This window comes from Arsukibacterium ikkense, assembly GCF_000987775.1.
In the GTDB taxonomy this organism is placed as follows: domain Bacteria; phylum Pseudomonadota; class Gammaproteobacteria; order Enterobacterales; family Alteromonadaceae; genus Alishewanella; species Alishewanella ikkense.
In genome coordinates this window covers 376515-396139 of the sequence record NZ_LAHO01000001.1, presented here as the reverse complement: position 1 = coordinate 396139, position 19625 = coordinate 376515, and the positions used below count along the sequence as shown (strand labels likewise).

Genomic DNA, 19625 nt, shown 5'->3' with positions numbered 1-19625 from the left:
AGCCTAAACTTATTCGCCGTTATACTCAACCAGACTCAGAATATTTAAACCCAATGCCTGCAAGCGGCTGACCCCACCAAGTTCTGGTAAAGCAATGACAAAAGCAGCGTGGTTAACGGTGCCGCCTAAGCGCCGCACCAACTGCACGGTTGCATCAATGGTGCCGCCGGTAGCCAGTAAATCATCCACCAGCAACACCTGGTCGCCCACTTCGATGGCATCGGCATGCAGTTCCAGCGCGTCTTCACCATATTCCAGGGTGTAGCGCTGCGAAATACGTTCACGCGGTAACTTGCCCGGCTTACGTACTGGCACAAAGGGGATCCCCAAAGCGTAAGATAACGGTGCGCCAAAAATAAAACCGCGTGACTCAGTACCGATTATTTTTCCAATACCCTTATCAGCATAATAACCGGCGAAAGCGTCGATCACCTTTTTAAAGGCAGGCCCATCCTGCATCAGGCTGGTGACATCGCGAAAAGTAATACCCGGCTTTGGATAGTCAGGAACGGTTTTAATTACCTGCTTTAAATCGGTGGCAAGTTGTAGCAAACTCATAGCTGTACCTTGTAGTTAACTGACTTTTCTAGCTCAGAACAGGATTTGGATCCAGCGCACTATTGGCACCAGACAAAGCAACACAACAAAAAAGGCAACCAAAGCCAGAAACTGCCAAAAATTAAATGAATCTTTAAAATTCTCGTCGGCCATCTTCACCACTCTTTGCTATTAATAAACAGTTTTTTAAGGGCGCTAATGGTAATGAATTTAGCCCGGTTTGAAAAGCACTGCTGGCGAATAACCCAAAAGAAAAACCCCGCATTTAGCGGGGTTTTATTCGTAACTTAACGGTTATTCAGCTTAGAAATCGTAAGATAAGTTCAAGAACGCACGGCGGCCAATAAACTCATACTGAGAATACAGTACTGAGTTACCCGCAGTACGTACACCAGCTGGTGAACCCTGTGGTGGTTTCTTATCAAACAGGTTAGCAATACCTACTGTTACATCAATGCCATATAGCTCAGTTTGCGCTGACGCTGAGTGCAGAATGTAAGTTGGGGTTTCTGCTACAAAAGTAGAAGGCTGACCACGGTAGGTAGTTCTGTTTTCGTTAGCAAAGTACTTATAATCGTCTGTACCTGACACATAACGCATGTTCCAGGTATAGCGCCAGTCATCACGGGTCAGCGTAGTGCTGATACCACCAACATGCTTAGGATCGCCAACATCACCAACATACTGTGACGGCGTGCTGTCAGGGAACTGTTTAAAGGAACGCTCAAACTGCACCGTATGATCCCAACGAACGCGTAACGAACCAAAATCGAAATCATCCTGATAGGTCAGCATAAAATCAGTACCACGTACTTTTTGCTGAGCGATGTTCACATAACCACCCCGTACGGTATCAATACCATAATCGCCTGCGGTACCGTTACGACGGGTAAACTGGTTACACAGTGGATCTGTTGGGAAGTTCTCTGAGCGGTAGCACAAGCCAATCACCGTACCACCACCTAAGTTCGATACCTGACCGCTGATCACTACGTCATAGTAATCTGCTGAAAAACCAAAGGTATCTTCCGGGCTCTTCCAGACAATACCAATGCCTTTTGATACCGAGGTTTCTGCTTCCAGTACGCCAGCACCACCACCGGTAATAGATGTCATTGAGCTGCCTGGCGCGACATAACTTTCAGGTACACCATCTGCCTGACAATTCTGAGCAACCCGTGGGTCAATAGTACCTTCCGCTAAACGACCAGCCCAGTTCAGACAAGGATCGTTACCCGTTTGGTTTAAGAAACCGGTTTGGCCCTCTAAGAACAATTCAAACAACGCTGGCGCCCGGAATGAACTGCCGCGTGAAGCACGCACCTGGAAACCACTGCCAATTACCCAGTTCGCCGAAACTTTATAAGTGGTATCTGCACCATAGGTTGACACGTCAGTCCAACGGCCAGACGCAGTAATATCGAACTGCTCCGCCAGGAACATGTCGCGTAACAATGGAATATAGAATTCGCTGTAAAACGCTGTGGTATCGGCTTTACCGCGGGTAATACCTGCACCGGTTGAGCCCCATAAGTTACCGGCTAAGGTTGCTTCACCCGGAATATCATTCAGTTTGTCTTGCTGTAACGAACCACCTACCGCTACACCCACCATACCTGCCGGCAATTCAAATAAGTCACCGGTAATATAGGCATCAAACGTCTGCTGACGATAGCTGGTTCGGCCGTAATCGGTGTCAAACAAAAAGTCTTTTACTTGCTGTGGCTGATTGCCATTTATATGGTCAGGGCTTAGCCAGTCTACAGTAACGCAGTTTTTACCTGAAACAGGCGATACTGCACCCGCGCATGGGCCGCCATAAACGGCATTCTGCGCCATCAACATGGCATCAAAAAGTATAACTTTAGTATCGTACTCACCTTTGTTATAACTGTTCTGGTAAGAAATATCCCAGTTCCAGTCGCCCAGCGAGCCTTCAAGCCCCAATACGTAACGGCTGTAATTAACTGTTGTTTCGGTACCAGTGTGGTCCGTCATGGCTACCGGCATATAACCTACTGAACCATCCCAGCCATCAACTGTACCGCCAAAGATGTAACCATTAGCAGCTAGCTGAGCAGTCCAGAACTGACGGAAGCTGTTTACTGATGTCTTACGCTGGCTTAGCGTCAATTCAGAGTAAGCAGAAATATTGTCGGTTAAATCGTAATCGCCCATCATAAACACTGAAGCAACTTTGCTTTCAGGGATCATAGACTGGCGGTCCTGGAAAGGATGGTCAGCATCTGCCCAGCCATCCGAGTCTTTGTCATAAGATACCGGGTACCAGCCATTCGGTACGCTAATATTGTTCGGGCCTGGGGCAGTAATCAGGCTATCGAAGGTTGGCCGGTTAGCCTGCTGGAAAAAGCCATCATAGTCATACTGCGCCTTGATTGCAGGCCGGAAATTAGAGGCCCCTGGAGCATAGTTAAAAATCCAAACACCATACTGTGCAGCGCTACAGTGGTAATCACCGGTACGTGGATCGATAGGATCAGTCCGCTCACCTGTGGTTTGGCTATAGAACATCCGCTGGTTACAGGCGAAGAAATCACGATCGCCACGCGCTAACTCAGTCTGCATATTATAATCACCGACCACCCGGAATGAGCCCCGGTCAAAGGTCTTACCGTAAGTGGCATTGATCCGGTAATTTTCACCGCCGCTTTCAAAAGGTTGGTCTAAGCTAACAGTAACATTCGAACCATCGCCTTTTTTGGTAATAATATTGATTACCCCCGCTACCGCATCAGAGCCATACAACGAAGATGCACCATCTTTTAATACTTCAACTCGCTCTACCGCTGATAAAGGAATAGAGTTAAGGTCAAAAGCTGCAACCTGACCACGGGTACCGGCAGGCCCGGCACGACGACCGTTTAACAATACCAGAGTGCGGTTTGCGCCTAAACCACGCATTGAAATTGACTCGTTACCAGCACCACCAGCGGTAACAAAACCGACTGACAAGGCAGAAATTAACTGGCTTGAACCGGCCGCGATGGTTGAGGTACGCAGTAATTCACCTAAGGTGCTAAGGCCCTGGTCTTTTGCTATCTCAGCACTGATAATGGTAACTGGCGTGGCGCTATCTAAACCATCGGTACGAATACGTGAACCTAACACCTGAATCCGTTCGGTTTTCTCAGCTTTAGCTTCTTCTTCTTCTGTTTCAGTTTGGGCTGAAACGGCTCCCGCTGCCAACATACTGGATGCGGCACCGAAAGCAAAAGCCAGGCGCACGGCTTTGCTTAGTTTGCTATTTGTGAACATTTTTATCTCCCTGGATCACTTTTTCTAAAAGCGATTCTTATTTTATTTGTTCCGGTGCTTTGCCAGCCCGAATTTATGGTTATTGCTAAGAAGCTTAGCAACAACCACCCCTAATATGCATAGCGATTCAGCCAGGGTCAATAAAAAGTTCCGCGGTTCATCGCAAAAACAGGAAAGTCATCTCATACGCGATTATTAGTCAGCCAGCGCCTTAGCAAATCGCCACGTTCAGGCAGTAAAATCTGAAATTGATTTGGGTCGCGATACGTCTGAATGCAGCTCCCAGAAAAACTGATGGGTATCGTACTGCAGATAATTCATATCAACACTGACCATAGAATTAGGATCAGTCACCTGAAATAACGCCGGCGGATAATCAGCTAATGGCTTGTTTAACTGCTTAAACTCTTTGAAATAACGATTAAAATCATGCTGCAATTCAGTGGTAAGCGGATAACTGCAGGTATCATCCGGCATACACAGCAAATTCACCTGCAGCACGGTCGCTAAGCCCGGGTCTGCCGTTATCTGGTAGTGCTGTTGAATAAACTGCGCTATCTGCTGATAAAATGTGGCAAAGCCACCCGGCATCGTTTTATCCTGATTGAAAAATCGCACTGCCCAGCTGATATGTGGATACTGGCCTGGTTGCTCTGTTACCTGTTGCAGCAGATCCTGCAAAAACTGCATAGCGGCAATATTATGCTCCCATTGCAAATAGCGCATCACATAGCGCAGCAACGAGTATCCGTCTGCCATCACGTATAACTGATACATCGCTTTCATCTGCACCAGGTCTTGTTCAGAATAGCTAAAACTGGAGATCAGAAAATTATGGGCATCAACTTTAATCTGATATTTCTCGATATAGGCCGGATCTGCCATCGGGCTGTTTGGTAACAATTGGGTTGGGTAGGCTTTAACCGATACATCCATATCTATATAGCGCTGCAAATCTTCTTTAAATGCTGCGACGGTAATGCCCGGCAGCCCTATCATTAAGTCGGTTGATAGCGGCAACTTTAAATCAGAGAAAATCTCCGTCAGCTCATCATAGCGCTCAGTACGGATGTTTTTGCGGTTTATCACATCCAGCGTACCCTCATCGGTCGTTTGGATAGAGATAATACCCTGGCTGATAATATTGCCCTCGGTGAAAATCTTGATAATTTCCACCAGCTTTAAGGTTGAATTCTTTGTGTAATTCACCACGACTTCATGTGGATAACCAAACTGTTGCTTAACAGCCACAATATGCCTGGCAATATCAATATCACGCTCATACATGCCAAAGTTGGCATCGGCAATCCACATTACTTTTATCTTGTTCTGGCCAATCCAGTCAATTTCCTGCTTTACCCGTTCATAGTCGAACTTACGCACTTTTTGGTTGGTAGCAGAGCCCCAGTCACAAAAAGTACAACCGTAAGGGCAACCGCGATTGGTTTCAATAATGGCCGCTTCAACACGCCCACCATAACCATCAAAAAAACCCGATAAATACGGTGACGGTATTACATCCACCTCTTTCATACGGGTGCGACCTGGCGTATGCACCACAGTCTGGCTTAGCGCATTGCGAAAACTAATACCCATTACTTCGGTCAGCGCGTATTCGTCAAAGCCAAGCTTGTCCTGGCTATTTTTAATAATGGTTTCAAAAATTTCTGAAATGGCCACCTCCCCCTCGCCATGCACCGCAATATCAACGGAGCGGTTACTTTGCATAAAATCTTTGCAGGCTTGCGGGTAATCAGGCGTACTGGGGCCACCATGAATAGTCAGGTTGGTATTATTGTGTTGTTTAACCATCTGGCTGATTTGCAGGTTTAAGTCAACCGACCACATGTAATTTGAAAATAGCCATACCCCAGGCCCAAATTTGCGATATGGACCATTCAGCAAGTCTTTCGGCTCTAAAAAGTTAATGGGGATAAGCACAAAGCGTGCTAACAACATACCGTCCTGATAGTGCTGTAACGCACTAAACAGTACACCTAATGCCAGCGGAAAGTGGTTTTCCATATGCGGCACAAAGTACACCGGGATCCGGCCATCGACCTTAATATGCTGCCAGCTTAGCGCAACATCAGCCTTAGGCGCCGCGGGCGTAAATACCGGAATATCCTGGATGCTGGCACTTTGCACCTTTTTTTGTTTAATCAGTAATCCATTGGCATAAAGCTCAGCGATAACCTGAGACGCCTCGGTGTCATTGTCAAAGTAGTCCACTTTGTCCGCTACCACTTGCTGTTGATTATTACCATCAGCAAACGCCAGCAGCACAACCAGCCAGGTAACAGGCAAAGCAATATAGCGTTGTTGCCGGGCAGACCAGGCGGCAAACCCCTGCGGCGTAATGATAGCCGCGAAATGAATACTGACACTTAAATTGTCCGGAACTAATGCTTTCAGGCTCGGTGTCGCGCCTGTTAGTTGAGAATATGTTATCGCCTCATCGGCTGTGGTACGCGTTATTAAAACGTGCTGCTCACTTATTTTATCCGCAGATACAACCGGCTCTTCGCATAGCACACCAGCCTGCTGTAATTGTATAACCCGGTTTAAAACAGCCTCAACTTTAATCTGGGGCGCAACTTGCTGCACCAATGGATTTGCCACGAACGACTGACAATTAAGCATTTTGTCATGTTGGCCGATAAATAAAGAAAGCAACAACAGATCCATATCATGGACCAAAAAGGGCTTTGTAACCCCGGATATCTGGCTGAGCATGGCTTGGCCATTACGTTGCATAATTATAATTTGCTGATTTAGATACAAAGCTGAGAGCTCCAAAATATAAGCGGACTGTTTAGCCTTTTTCAGCAATTTAACACTTAACTTAAGAGGTTTCAGCACTATTCCCTTACCCAAGTAACTTTTAATCGCTCTTATAAGCGGTTAACAACAGTCACTTGCTTTTGAGCAGCCATAAAAAAACCACTTTAAAAGTGGTTTTTTTATGGCTGCTTAACCACCTGGCGGCGGTGAAACTAAAGGCGCTTGCGCACGCTCAAGATCTGCTCTGGCTTGTGCGCGGTCAGCTTCAACCTGCTCTACCGTTCGACAGTTTCGCCGCCCGATATTACTGCCCGTTGAGCGCTCAGTGCGGCAAACGTGGGTGACCTGGTTGTTATCGTCCACCACTTCAAAATCAAAGTTTCGCGACGCCCGGTTTTCTGCGGCGGCGCTAGTGTCGGTGCTGGCACATCCAACAAGCATTAAACTGGTAAGCCCAATAGCCAATAATATTAATTTCACTGATATCTCTCCCTGTTATTTTGATGTTCCATTACAACATTATCGGAACATAACACAAACTGCAAACGCAAATTGTTAATATATGTAAATTTAATACTACCTAATCAGTGCTTTTCTTCTTTACCAATATGCTTATCAAAAAACGCTGTCATCTTGCTATAGAGCTCAACTCTGTTATCCACTTTGAAAAAGCCATGGCCATCATCTTTAACCAGCCATTCGTATGGCTTTCCTATATCATCAAGCGCTTTCTTTAAATTATTAGCATGAATAATGGGCACCCGAACATCTTTAGAGCCATGCACAATAAATAACTCAGCCTTAATTTTATCAACATGATGCACAGGTGAAATAGATCGAAGGTAATCATTACCAACTCCCACATGCGAACTTAAATACTGATCAATAGTCCGGTTACGGCTGGCATCAGAACCATCACCATTGAAGAAAATAGGCATATCGTAAACACCAACATACCCCACACTACATTTATACAGATCAGGTTCTTTTATTACGCCCCACAACGCAGCATAACCACCATAACTTCCGCCATAAATGCAGATACGCGCTTTATCTGCAATCCCTTGCTCTATGGCCCACAAAGTACCATCAGTAACATCATCTTGCATAGCATGGCCCCACTGCAAACGCCCGGCACGCTGAAAATCATCTCCATAACCACCTGAACCACGAAAGTTCACTTGCAACACAGCATAACCCCGACTGGCCAGATATTGCACTTCAGAATTAAACCCCCAGCTGTCGTAAGGACCAAAAGGCCCCCCATGCACATTAACAATCAGCGGCAAGTTGTCCTTAGCGTCTGCAGGAAGGGTTAATAATCCCCGAATAAGCTTGCCATCACGGGCAGTAAAGCTAATTTGCTGCATCGGCTGCAAACTGTCTTTGCTCAGTTTTCCCATAGCCGACGCCAGATAACGTGCCTGTCCCTGCTCGGTATCATATAAATAGAACTCACCTGGATTGCGATCGCTGCTAACCTGAAACAATGCTATCTTGCCCAAACGGTCAAACGAGGTAATAGAAACCGCCTGCCCTGGGAATGCAGCTTGCAAACCCGATAATAATTTTGCGTCACGATGCTCTCGGTTTATAAACTCAACTTCATTATTGGTGGCAGTGTAGCTAACCGCCAGAATATCACCCTGATGGCTTCTGAAAGCCTGGCCTACATCAGAATAGCCATGCCGGGCAACCAGGCTGACTTCTGAGGTATTAAAGTCATAGACGAACACACCGGCAACATCGTCTTCGGCCATATCATGGTTTGACGAAAAATAAGCACGGCTGTTATCGGCCGAAAAACCCAATGGCCTGACATCCGGGTTGGTGCGTTTTGCCCCCAAATCGAGCTTTAGCCAACTATCATTTTTTTTATAATGAATAACGGTGCGGTGCTCATCAATACTTTTTCCTTCAATGTACTCCAGCCCAATCCGAACAGTGCCACTGTTATCAGCGATTAATCCGGTTATCACCCCTTGAGGCTGATCATCAAGGTAGCGCTCTCTGGCCCGATTAATATCCAGGGTAAAAGCACGCATCCCATTCCGCTCTGCATAATGGCGTTTGCCAATTAAAATACGGTCTGGCTGGTCAGGCAGCAAATGCAAAATAGTGTAGCCAGACGTACCGGTTCTGAATAGCTCTGTGCGTCTGCTGCCATCGATATTCGCCGCATATAAATTGACAGTTGTACCCGTCATACTAACTAAATTGCCTGTTCTTTCGGCAACTTCCATTAACACACGGCCAGGGTTGCCCCAGTGAAAGTTAACAACATGCATATTGTCGCCAAAGCCAAAGCTGGCCGTGACAGCCATATTACGCAGTTGCATCACCGCCAGTTTTACTTCAGTTTCTTCCTGATAGGTAAACGCAATATGCTTACCATCTGGCGACACTTTCATGTTGTTAAATTTCGCATGCTCAAAAAAGTCCCGAACCGGGACTGATTCTGCCGCAAACACCGACCAACCAGTCAGCAACAAAGTTAAATAGATAGCCAATACTTTTTTCACGTTACACCTCTGTACATAATTCACGGCATAGTACTACAGACTTAAAGTGGCTATAACAAATAAACTATTACAAATTATTTCTGAATTTGTAATAACCAACCAAATAATTGATTTTCTATTTTAATTTCAGTTAGCTCAAAAGCATATCCAGCCGCCGTCAGACTCTGCCTGAACTGCTCGGCTCCGGCAGCGGACAGTGAAGCCTGCTTCTGATCACTTAAGCGCTGCCAGAACAAGCTTAAACCCTGCTGCTCGGCATCCAGCTGCACAAGACCAGCCGCTGAGAAATGAAGAATAAGTTTAGCCACTCTGGCCATCACATCGTTATACCAATGTAAGCTCTCTGCTGGCACTTGCAGCTTAATTTGCTGACTCAGGCTCAACAGCGTTTGATTAGCCCGCTGTGTTTGTTGCGCAAGCGCGGGCTTATCAGGCCTGCGAGCTTGCTCCGCCATAGAAGTTAGCAAGGTACGGGCATGTTGGAAAAAAGAGGTGTCTTTCAAAAAGGCCGTTAGTACCGCCAGACCTGCAGCACTGTCTCGGGCAATTTCGGAATCAGCATGATGCATTATGGCCGTGAAATACCCGGCAGGTTTCAGGATCCTGATACACTCAGCCAGCGCGGTTTCGCGCTCAGCATATTCAAAAGCAAACTGACTGGTGACTAAATCTGCAGTGGCATCTGCAAATGGTAGTTTTTCAGTTCTACATTCCGGATAAAACTCAATCGTCTTAAGTATTGCGGTTAATTGCGGGTTTGCCGCAAACACTTGCAATGGGCTTATTTTAGCCGCATCTGTACCATGAATAGTGTAATTAAGCTGCTGGTTATCTGAATATTTTCTGGCTGCAACCGCAATAGCACCATTGCCCGTTCCGACATCAACTACAGTGGCATTTTTTGGCAACTGCATAAAGCAGCTATTCCAGAATGTTAACAACTCGCCGGTATAGCCTTGGGCGGCCTCACCCTCACCAAAACTATTCAGGCTAATGCTGCCCTGCCAGTAACTATCCCAATGTAATGTTGAATTCATGTTTTTTTCCAAAGAAAAAGGCAGGGGTTAGCCTGCCTTTATTTTTAACTCACTAACTTATTAGAAGCTTTGAGTGTACCGAACGTAAGATACACGGCCAAAGGCGTTGTACAAGTTGAAGTTATAGTCACGTGAACCACGTGCTGCAGCTGAAGTACCGAACTGTGGTAACTTTTCAAATGCATTCTGAGCGCCGATAGAGATTTTAGCGTTCCATGGTGCATTGTAAGTTACTTGCAGATCATGGGTAGTCCAGGTAGCAATATGGCCTGCCTGTACGCCGCCCGTATTGGTGTTGTACTGAGAACCAATGATATTGATGTTCCACGCAAAGTCGAAATCACCAAACACATATTGGTTGTTCAGGTTAATACGCTGTTGCGGTCTACCTGGGTCTTTAATTTCGTTACGGCCACCATCAACCGAATAATCAATAATATGTGACAAATAAATGTTATTGATTAAACGACCGGCATTACCAAAATCAAAGTTGGTACGAACATTTAAATCTATACCTGAAGTTTCCAGGGTACCTTCGTTACCGAAACCTGCGTCAATGCGGGTAATTACACCCTGAGCATCACGGGTAACACCTAAGCCAGCAGGTGGTGTTTTACCTTCTGTTTCAAAATCAATTAAATTTTGAGAAGTAAAAGAACGGATCCGGTCATCAATTTCAATATTGTAGTAGTCAACTGTCAGGTTTAACCAGTTAGTTGGCTGGTAAGCTGCACCAAAGGCATACTGAGTAGATGATTCAGAGCTTAAATCAGGGTTAGCGATATAGAACGCGTTAATCTGACAAGGCTGAGTTGGGCTACCCGTTAAAATTTCACAAGTAACGGCATCAGCAACTGAATCAGCAGAGAAAGACGTTGCTTGGGTCAGGATATCAAGCGTAGGCGCGCGGAAACCTAAACCATAAGACGCCCGTAACAATAAGCCTTCAGCGGCTTCGTAACGTAAACCGATTTTTGGTGAGAAATCTGAACCATAATCTGAATAGTTATCGAAACGACCTGCCAGTGATATTTCTAAATCATCTGTAGCAGGCAGCAATGCTTCAAAGTAAGCTGCATTTACTGAACGGTCACCACCAGCTGAGCTACCTGAAGAGCCACCTACTAAACCAGCAGCAGACTGTGAGTCATATTTGTCTGCGTAGACTTCTTCACGACGCTCAACACCTACTGAAGCCTGGGCAACACCGCCAGCCATTTCGAATAAATCGAAAGCAGCAGATGCATAGTATTCATTGATGTCGAAGTTTGATTTACGAGCGGTAGTTACAACACCCGCCTGCAGTACGTCTGACGGGTTTGAACCTGGGTTTTGGATATCATAACCAAACCGGCAAGCCGCTGGGTTAAATGAACCATCAGCACAGTAGCCAGGGTTAAAGTTATTTACATTACCCCAGGCCGTAGATGCAGCCAGGTAACCATCACCTAAACCTATAGTTTGGTTACGCACGCGACGCGCACCGAAATCAACATCGATTTCAGCAATACGACCGCTAGCACCAACCAGGAAGTCTACGTTCTCATTATCGATAGTGTTGTCACGGTTACCCATGGCAGCAAAACGATGGTAGAAAAACACTTCTTCATTAGCACCAACAAAGGCCGGGTCGTAAGCTACGCGATTTGGGTTGTTTGCGTCATACATCCAGGCATTTGGGTTAGTCGGGTTGTTATAACCGTCTGCTGGTGTGGCTAAACCAGAATAAAAGATGTTTGAATCCGGAGCCGGTGCATAACGACCAAAAGAGCTTGTTTTAGCCACGCTGGCGTTGGCATAAACTGACCAGTCATCATTAATCTGGTGATCAACTTTAACAAACAATGACTCGTTACCAATTGACGCTTCGTTAGCGTTAGTGGCGTTGAAGTTAAACTGACAACGCTCTCTGCCGCCTATTGGGCCAGGGATAAAGTTCGCTTCGGTACATCCACCTGGCACAGCGCTGAATACTGCTGCACTGGCTGGGCGCCAGTTGTTACCATAGATTGAACTGCCTGGCTGAACCCAAGGAAACGCGTTTTCGAAAATAATTTCGCGCTTGTTCCACGAGACACCACCGATTACCCGGGTAGTATCATTAGAAGAACCAAATACTACTGAACCGTTTTCACGATCGCCACCGTCTGAAGGTACGCTAACCCGGCCAGCACCTAAAGTCAGCTCTACGCCGTTAAAATCACGACGGGTGATAACGTTAATTACACCACCAATTGCATCAGAACCATATACTGCTGATGCACCATCAGACAGAATTTCAATACGCTCAACCGCTGCCATCGGGATTGAGTTTAAATCCTGCGATGAACCAGTTGAAGGCGACATAGTTAAACGACGGCCATCTACCAGTACCAGCGTACGACTGGCACCCAGACCGCGCATGTTCACCTGGCTCACGCCTTGTGCAGAACTACCTGATTGCGGGCGGAAAGAACCGGCGCTGTTGAAAGTAGTATTGCGGATCAGGTCAGCTACAGAAATTTCACCTGATAACTCAATTGCCTCGCGGTCAATAACGGTTACAGGCAGAGCACCTTCTAAATCAGTCCGCTTGATACGCGAACCGGTAACTTCAATACGCTCAACTTTAGCTGTTACATCTTCTTCCGCTGCTGTTACTGAGGCAGTGAAAGCGGTAGCTGAAGCCGCACCGAAAGCGATAGCTAAGCGCACAGCTTTGCTTAATTTATTATTTGTATACATGTATTTCTCCCTGGACCACTATCTCGCTAGTGATTCTATTTTTAACAGTTACCAATCTTTTAACGGCGATTGGCACTCCATTCATCTCGGATTTACTCCGATTTCTCGCGTACTGATAATAAACGGTATTTTTCCATAGGGTCAACAGCTTTTACTGAACAATTTCGGTCTACGCTTGTCAAAACGAGCACTTGCACAATTTTCACCCAGCCCCCAAAACCAACAAATTCCGGTACAAAGCCGAGTGAAACTATCATAATCAATTGATTTAAATATATTAAGCAGGCCTTATTTAAATAAAATATTTATTTTCAGCCATATTTCAATCCGGCTTACTGCCGCACGCCGTATACAAAATTTTACAAAGTTTAGTTTGTGAGCAGAAGGCATTTCACGGCAGCAGGAAACTAAATCACCCTATCAACTCGATCACAGGCAAATTTCAGCTTGGCGTAGCTTTGCTAAAAGGCCATTTGCTGGTTAGAATTGCAAAACTGTACGTCTATACAGGCAAAATACGCCACTGATGTTATCTGAAAAAATAAAGCAGCAAATTCGCGATGCCCAGCAAAATCTGAAACTGGCCCTGCCGAATTACCATAACCGGCCAGGACAAAATAAGCTGATTGCCGAAATGGCCAATATTGTAGCCGGCCAGTATCACCGGCATGATCGGATAGGCTTAATTGAAGCCGGTACCGGCACCGGTAAATCACTGGCTTATCTGTTAGCGGTTATTCCCTATGCCCTGGCACAAAGCAAAACGGTGGTGATTGCCACCGCAACCGTGGCGCTGCAAGAGCAGCTGATTAACAAAGATATCCCGTTTTTTCGTCAGCACAGTGCCATTGAGTTTGACTACAATCTGGTCAAAGGCCGCTCACGCTATGCCTGCATTGAGCGCTTAAAACAGCAGTTAGTGCAACCTGACTTGCTGACCAGCGCTGAGCGTAATCAGTCCTCGATACTTGAGACGCTTGCCCAGGCCTGGCAACAACGTCGCTGGCTGGGTGATAAAGACACCCTGCCCATCACAGTAGATGAAGCGCTGTGGCACAGCATCAGTGCCGATCCTTACCATTGCAGTAAGCACGACAAACGCCATCAGCAGTGCCCGTTTCATCTGGCACGGGCTGAGATCAGCGAAGCAGAGGTATTAGTCGTAAATCACAGCTTACTACTGGCCGATCTTGCGGCCGGCAATGCCATACTGCCGCCGCCAGAAGACTGTATCTATGTCATAGACGAGGCGCACCACCTGCCAGCCTGCGGCCGCGATTATTTTGCGGCTTTTGCCGGGCTTAGCCAGCCGCAGCTGTGGCTGGATAAACTGGGCCAGCTTAGTCAGCAGTTGATCCAGAGCCTGCCAGAAACCAGTTTAAAAGACTTATTAAAACTGGACGATTTACGCAACGAACTACTCAGCCTGCTAAAGCCGGTAGAGCGCAGCCTGAGCGAATGGCAAAAACGCTGGTTTACGGAATCAAAGCAAACGGAATACCGCTTTGAGCACGCAGCACTGCCAAAACTGTGGCAGCAACAAGCTGAAGCTATTGCCAGTTGTGCTCAGAAAGCCCTGACGGTACTGGAAAAAATAAGCACTGCAGTGGGCGATGTAGCGTTAACGCCAGCCAAACGCAAAAACCAAAGTAAATTGCTTCAAGAGATTAGCCAACTGGCGCAAAAGCTGGAACAGCAACACACGCTGTGGCAGCTGTTTTCCCAGCCGCAGGCAGAGCCGGCTTTTCAGGCGCGCTGGGTAGCGCAGGACGAACAACAGCAATTGACGGCCCATGCCTGCCCGCTCAGCGTCGCTAACACTCTGGAGCAGTTATTATTTTCGCAGGCCTATGCCTGTATTTTATGCTCAGCCACCCTGACAGTACTAAACTCGTTTGACCATATAAAATATGAGCTGGGGCTTAGTGCTCACCCTGGTTTACAGACACTGCGCGTTGACTCCCCATTTGCCTATCAGCAAAATGGGGTAATCATCCTGCCGAAAATGCGACATGAACCAACCGCCAGTGGCTATACCGATGAGCTGATCAGCATATTGCCTGACTATTTGCCTCAGCAGCAAGCCAGCCTGGTGTTGTTTGCTTCTTACTGGCAAATGCAGCAAGTAGCAGAAGCGCTGCGCAACAAAGGTTTTTCGTTGCTGGTGCAGGGCGAAGCGTCACGCCAGGCGTTACTTAGCCTGCATCAGCAACAATGCGATCACAATAAAACCAGTATTCTGTTTGGTACCCAAAGCTTTTCCGAGGGGCTGGATTTGCCAGGTAAACTGCTCACTAATCTGGTGATCACCAAACTGCCGTTTGCGGTACCGACCTCGCCGCTAGAAGCCGCCATGAGTGAAGCGGTAACCCGTAAAGGCGGCAATCCGTTTGTACAGCTGGCGATACCGGCAACCGCGAAGAAACTGGTGCAAGCTTGTGGTAGACTGCTGCGTCAGGAACAAGACCAGGGGCAGATCGTGATTCTGGACCGGCGCCTGGTGACCAAGTCCTACGGCAAAGCCATGCTTGACACCCTGCCGCCGTTTCGGCGCCAGATTGAGTACTAACCTAACTGAGTATGGACAGGATACAACCAGGTGTTAACTGAACTGCTACCAGCAACCAACTTACTGCTGATCCTCTGCGCTGTAGCGTTTATTGCCGGCTATATTGATGCCATTGCCGGCGGCGGCGGCTTGTTAACTGTGCCGGCATTATTAACGGCCGGCTTGCCACCGCATCTGGTGCTGGGTACCAATAAACTGGCTGCCACCTTTGGTTCACTGACAGCGTCTGTCACCTACTACCGCAAGCGGTTATTTAATCCCCGCTACTGGCGACGCAGCCTGCTGTATACTGCAATTGGCGCCTTGCTTGGCACCCTGGTGGTAGACCAGCTAAGTACCGCCCTGCTGGAAAAGCTGCTCCCCGTACTGATCCTGCTGGCCGCTGTTTACACCCTATTTAACCGCATTCAACCGGATGACCGGCTGCAGTTGCCCATTGAAAACCGCAAATTACACTGGCAGCAACGATTACAAGGGTTAACGCTGGGGTTTTATGACGGTGTGGCTGGCCCGGGCGCAGGCGCGTTCTGGATGGTATCGAGTATGGCGCTGTATAAAATTAACCTGTTGCTGACCAGCGGCGTAGCGCGCACCATGAATTTTATCAGTAACGGTTTTTCGCTGGTGGCGTTTATGGCACTGGGTCATGTTAACTATCTGCTTGGTATTGCTATGGGCCTTTGTCTGATGCTTGGCGCTTTTCTAGGCGCCCATAGTGCAATTCGCTTTGGCAGTAAATTTATCCGGCCAGTGTTTATCAGCGTGGTGATTGCTATTGCGCTGCGCTTAGCCTGGCAGGCCTGGAGCAACGCATGAATGCGCTGCAAGTGCTGGCCAGCCAATTAAACGAGCTATACCAGCGCGCCAGTGTCATCGACAGTGCGCGCCAACCGGGTAAACCCCAGGACTGGTTTGAAAGTGGCTTATTCAGTTGCCACTCGCCCGATTTAGCCGACTATGTTGCCGATGCCAAGCGTAACCTGCAGCGGCTGAGCAATAACCAACCGCCGCTGTCCGATGCCAGCCGGCAGCGTTTAGCAGAACATTTGGCGGCGCAAGTCAATGCCCTGACCAGGGCATTTAGTAATCAGCAAACCCGCAGTAAATTTCAACGCAGTGCAAAAATCAGTCGTGAACCGGTAAAACCCGCAGTCAGTAAAAAAAGCAGCGCCGGTTTGTATCAGCAGCTAACCGATTATCAGCAGTTCGAGCGCCGCTTACTGGATATGATAGAGCAGGCTGAGCGCTATGGCGGCAACAGTAACGCTAACCATGTGTTGGCGCTGCATGCCAGGCTTGGCAGGTGCCGTAAGGCTATCAGTGACACAGAGCAGGCCATTTTGCAGCATGAGCGAAACATCCCCTGATGACATTACAAGCACCGAGGGCAGCATGCCAGTAACAATGCCGGGGTTGGTGTATCATCCTTGTTACAGCGCGCTTAACCTGCCTGAACGCCATCGCTACCCTATTACCAAATATCAGACGTTGTATCAGGCACTGCTGGCGGCGGGTTTAACACCAGAGTTATTCAATACCCCTGCAGCCATCTCTGCCCAGCAGCTGCACTCCATTCATCATAAGGCTTACGTCGCCAGTGTTTGTAGCGGTACTATTTTACCTCAGGCCATGCGCCGGATAGGTTTTCCGTGGTCACAACAGCTGGTTGACCGCTCGTTAGTGTCAGTAGCAGGTACCCGGCTTTGCGCCGAACTGGCGCTAAGCCGGGGTATTGGTTTACATCTGAGTGGTGGCTATCACCATGCCAGACCTGCTGAAGGCGCCGGCTTTTGCGTTTTTAATGATTTAGCCTTCGCCGCCAGCAGTATGCTGGCCAAAGGCCTGTGTAAGATCCTGATTTTTGATTTGGATGTGCATCAGGGCGATGGCACCGCTGCAATTTTCGCCGATAACCCGGCCATTATTACCGCGTCCATTCATTGTGAAAAAAATTTCCCGGCCCGCAAAATCAGCTCAGACTGGGATATCGGCCTGGCGCAGCATTGCAGCGATACTGAGTATTTAGAAACGGTAAGCCAAAGCCTGGAAACTTTACTCAACTGGCACCAACCCGAGTTGGTGCTTTTTGACGCGGGCGTAGATATTCACAGCAACGATGAGTTGGGGCTGCTGGATATTTCAACTGATGCTTTATATCAGCGTGATTTACTAGTACTTAGCGCCTGTCGCAGCCGCAATATTCCGGTCGCGGCTGTTATCGGTGGCGGTTATCAGCGCAACGTTACCGCCCTGACCCAGCTGCATTTGCAGCTGTTTAAGGCGGCGTTTGCCGTTAACGGTTTAACGCTCGGGGCCAAAATAAAAACCTAATTTTTGTTTTACCTGCGGTGGCAACACAGGTAAACCCGATTTGGGCAGTAAAAAAGTGGCCATATTAAATAAATCGGTAAAAATCCGGTTTTTTTCCGTGGTGCGCTTCAGGTAATCATGGCCTGATGAACCACCAGTGCCAATTTTAGTGCCCAGCATCCGCTGCACCATCATGGCATGCTTGTAGCGCCAGATCGTCAGGTTTTCGTCAATTTCAGTTAAACAGGTCAGTAATTGAAACGGCAAATTAAATACTGGCTCTTCCTGATACAGGCTAATAAATAACGCTGACAACATAGCACGCTGACTTAAGCGGAAACTGCCTTGCTGTTGTAATTCCTGGTATTTTTGCTGGTCAAGCAAGGCCGCAAATTTTGCGCGGGTCCGCTCAATTTCGGCCAGCTGTAAGTCACGTTCCTGCTCGGCTATCTGGGCAATTCCGGCCACCGTACTGGCATCTTCGTCCAGCATTTGCTTGGTCGCATTGTGGTACATTTGCCAGAAGCTGAAATCGTCCAGTTGTAAAAAAGGCATCCGCTCCAGCCACTTTTCAATCCGCTCAAATAAACTTGGCTCGGTTTCAAGTGCCTGTAAAAAGTTGCGGTCCTGCTCATTTAAACGGCTGTAAAACGAGTTTTTATCAAAATCAATCCGGTATTCGCTTTTCAACCCCAGGCCAATTTCCAGCATCTTAAACTGAACACTCTGAAAGCCAGAAGCCGGTACCAGATAATCCCGAAAAGACATAAAATCTTGCGGCGTCATGGTTTCCATCACGGCAATTTGCTGGTTCAGCAATTGCTGAATACTGATCACCCGTTTCAGTTTGTGCACAATACCGGTTAATTGCTGATCTTTAACTTCTGCTGCGGCAAATACTGCCATTACCGCTTTTAATTCATGCAGAATTTGTTTAAACCACAGCTCATACACCTGATGCACCACAATAAACAAGGTTTCATCGTGCGCTTCGTTGGCATATTTGGCACTTTCCGGCGCCTGGGCAGTAAGTATTTTATCTAATTGCAGGTAGTCACCGTAGTAACAGGGGGTGGTATTCTTTTGCATTATAGTTATCCACTAAACTTGACGCTGGCATTGTAACAGTCAAGCTGCTTAACTCAATCTTTGTGTGGCGTTTTCGCACTAAGCTGATTATGCTAACCATTAATGGCCATAACTGACGAGGCACTAATGAAACTGGACGACGACATTCATAATTACTATGAAAAACTGTTACTTGACCATATCGTTGAACTGCAACTTGATGGCAGTAAAGACCCTGAATACCTGGCAGATTTGTGTTGTATCTCACTAAACCTGTTACCACCGCGCTATATTCGTTATGAAGTTGATATGTCGTTTTATCTGCCACAAAGTGAACGCTTTGAAATGCAGATGAAGGTAAAAGAAGCGGTTAGCCGGGCACGCCAGTTCCTGGATGAAAATAAGTGAACTCAGTGCCTGGGTTTGCGCCAGAGGCGCCGGCGGGTTTGGCACAGGCGCCACAGCATGTAAAACTGGCTGTTGACTTAATTATGTTGCTGGAACAGCAGCAAATAGCCGATGCCGATATTATGGCGGCATTAGAAATTGTCGTAAATGATTACCGGAACAAGCTTAAAGTGGGTGGCAACTCCACCAGCCACATCCCGGCACCTGCATCATAAGCTGTGGCTGCTTCCTTCCGGACCTGACCAGGTTAACCTACTAGCATTGCGAGAGGACCAATGGAGTTACCATTGACTACAAAGGTTTGGAAAATAACATGTCCAACCTCAGCAGGCGGGCATTATGCGCAATGGGCTGTCAGGTTTCAAGTGA

13 protein-coding genes, 1 other RNA gene and 1 pseudogene are annotated in these 19625 nt (G+C 47.3%); 6 read left to right on the top strand and 9 right to left on the bottom strand.

Annotated features, from left to right (window positions below; translation table 11 throughout):
- Positions 1-9: 9 nt before the first annotated feature.
- The 7 genes from apt to WG68_RS01805 all read right to left on the bottom strand — a co-directional run bounded on the left by apt (position 10) and on the right by WG68_RS01805 (position 12901).
- Entirely contained in the window at positions 10-558 is a 549-nt protein-coding gene (gene apt, locus WG68_RS01835; protein WP_046555917.1) for an adenine phosphoribosyltransferase, read from the bottom strand.
- Positions 559-861: 303 nt separating this feature from the next.
- The gene (locus tag WG68_RS01830) at positions 862-3834 is read right to left on the bottom strand and encodes a TonB-dependent receptor domain-containing protein (protein ID WP_046555916.1); all 2973 of its coding nucleotides are present in this window, start codon (positions 3832-3834) and stop codon (positions 862-864) included.
- A 228-nt stretch (positions 3835-4062) separates the two neighbouring features.
- On the bottom strand, positions 4063-6591 hold the full coding sequence (locus WG68_RS01825) for a B12-binding domain-containing radical SAM protein (RefSeq protein WP_152663006.1): 2529 nt from the start codon (positions 6589-6591) through the stop codon (positions 4063-4065).
- Positions 6592-6807: 216 nt separating this feature from the next.
- On the bottom strand, positions 6808-7098 hold the full coding sequence (locus WG68_RS01820; protein WP_046555914.1) for a hypothetical protein: 291 nt from the start codon (positions 7096-7098) through the stop codon (positions 6808-6810).
- Between the two features lie 104 nt (positions 7099-7202).
- Positions 7203-9140 (bottom strand): alpha/beta hydrolase family protein, encoded by a 1938-nt coding sequence (locus WG68_RS01815; RefSeq protein ID WP_052748911.1) that lies wholly within the window; start codon positions 9138-9140, stop codon positions 7203-7205.
- 74 nt (positions 9141-9214) lie between these two features.
- Positions 9215-10177 carry a class I SAM-dependent methyltransferase gene (locus WG68_RS01810; protein ID WP_052748910.1) on the bottom strand — a complete coding sequence of 321 codons (963 nt, stop codon included), beginning with the start codon at positions 10175-10177 and terminating at the stop codon, positions 9215-9217.
- 60 nt (positions 10178-10237) lie between these two features.
- The gene (locus tag WG68_RS01805; protein ID WP_046555913.1) at positions 10238-12901 is read right to left on the bottom strand and encodes a TonB-dependent receptor plug domain-containing protein; all 2664 of its coding nucleotides are present in this window, start codon (positions 12899-12901) and stop codon (positions 10238-10240) included.
- A 526-nt stretch (positions 12902-13427) separates the two neighbouring features.
- Here WG68_RS01805 and dinG point away from each other — a divergent pair.
- From dinG to WG68_RS01785, 4 genes are read left to right on the top strand one after another with little or no spacing between them, the layout of a single operon-like run.
- Positions 13428-15470, top strand: a complete 2043-nt coding sequence (dinG, locus tag WG68_RS01800; RefSeq protein ID WP_046555912.1) for an ATP-dependent DNA helicase DinG — start codon at positions 13428-13430, stop codon at positions 15468-15470.
- Between the two features lie 30 nt (positions 15471-15500).
- Entirely contained in the window at positions 15501-16286 is a 786-nt protein-coding gene (locus tag WG68_RS01795) for a TSUP family transporter (RefSeq protein WP_083981759.1), read from the top strand.
- Entirely contained in the window at positions 16283-16837 is a 555-nt protein-coding gene (locus WG68_RS01790) for a primosomal replication protein (RefSeq protein WP_046555911.1), read from the top strand. The genes WG68_RS01795 and WG68_RS01790 overlap by 4 nt, the downstream gene beginning before the upstream one ends.
- A complete protein-coding gene (locus WG68_RS01785) occupies positions 16818-17801 on the top strand; it encodes a histone deacetylase family protein (protein ID WP_235357623.1) in 984 nt (327 codons plus the stop codon). Before WG68_RS01790 ends, WG68_RS01785 begins: the two co-directional genes overlap by 20 nt.
- Here the strand turns inward: WG68_RS01785 and WG68_RS01780 are convergent.
- Positions 17772-18869, bottom strand: coding sequence for a tryptophan 2,3-dioxygenase family protein (locus tag WG68_RS01780; protein ID WP_046555910.1), 1098 nt, complete (start codon positions 18867-18869; stop codon positions 17772-17774). The genes WG68_RS01785 and WG68_RS01780 overlap by 30 nt on opposite strands.
- A gap of 102 nt (positions 18870-18971) precedes the next feature.
- Between WG68_RS01780 and WG68_RS01775 the strand changes: the two genes are divergently transcribed.
- Both WG68_RS01775 and WG68_RS19910 read left to right on the top strand, forming a co-directional pair.
- Positions 18972-19256 carry a late competence development ComFB family protein gene (locus WG68_RS01775; RefSeq protein WP_235357621.1) on the top strand — a complete coding sequence of 95 codons (285 nt, stop codon included), beginning with the start codon at positions 18972-18974 and terminating at the stop codon, positions 19254-19256.
- Positions 19253-19408 (top strand): annotated as a pseudogene (locus WG68_RS19910) (DUF2496 domain-containing protein); the annotation flags it as partial. The gene WG68_RS01775 and the pseudogene WG68_RS19910, both read left to right, overlap by 4 nt.
- Before the next feature lie 29 nt (positions 19409-19437).
- Here WG68_RS19910 and ffs read toward each other — a convergent pair.
- Positions 19438-19534, bottom strand: an RNA gene (gene ffs, locus WG68_RS19285) — signal recognition particle sRNA small type.
- Positions 19535-19625: the final 91 nt, after the last annotated feature.

Excerpts from the sequence above, each read along its gene's own strand:
- apt (WP_046555917.1), bottom strand. The coding sequence starts at position 558 with ATGAGTTTGCTACAACTTGCCACCGATTTAAAGCAGGTAATTAAAACC.
- WG68_RS01830 (WP_046555916.1), bottom strand. The coding sequence starts at position 3,834 with ATGTTCACAAATAGCAAACTAAGCAAAGCCGTGCGCCTGGCTTTTGCT.
- WG68_RS01825 (WP_152663006.1), bottom strand. The coding sequence starts at position 6,591 with ATGCAACGTAATGGCCAAGCCATGCTCAGCCAGATATCCGGGGTTACA.
- WG68_RS01810 (WP_052748910.1), bottom strand. The coding sequence starts at position 10,177 with ATGAATTCAACATTACATTGGGATAGTTACTGGCAGGGCAGCATTAGC.
- WG68_RS01805 (WP_046555913.1), bottom strand. The coding sequence starts at position 12,901 with ATGTATACAAATAATAAATTAAGCAAAGCTGTGCGCTTAGCTATCGCT.
- dinG (WP_046555912.1), top strand. The coding sequence starts at position 13,428 with ATGTTATCTGAAAAAATAAAGCAGCAAATTCGCGATGCCCAGCAAAAT.
- WG68_RS01790 (WP_046555911.1), top strand. The coding sequence starts at position 16,283 with ATGAATGCGCTGCAAGTGCTGGCCAGCCAATTAAACGAGCTATACCAG.
- WG68_RS01785 (WP_235357623.1), top strand. The coding sequence starts at position 16,818 with ATGAGCGAAACATCCCCTGATGACATTACAAGCACCGAGGGCAGCATG.
- WG68_RS01780 (WP_046555910.1), bottom strand. The coding sequence starts at position 18,869 with ATGCAAAAGAATACCACCCCCTGTTACTACGGTGACTACCTGCAATTA.
- WG68_RS01775 (WP_235357621.1), top strand. The coding sequence starts at position 18,972 with ATGGCCATAACTGACGAGGCACTAATGAAACTGGACGACGACATTCAT.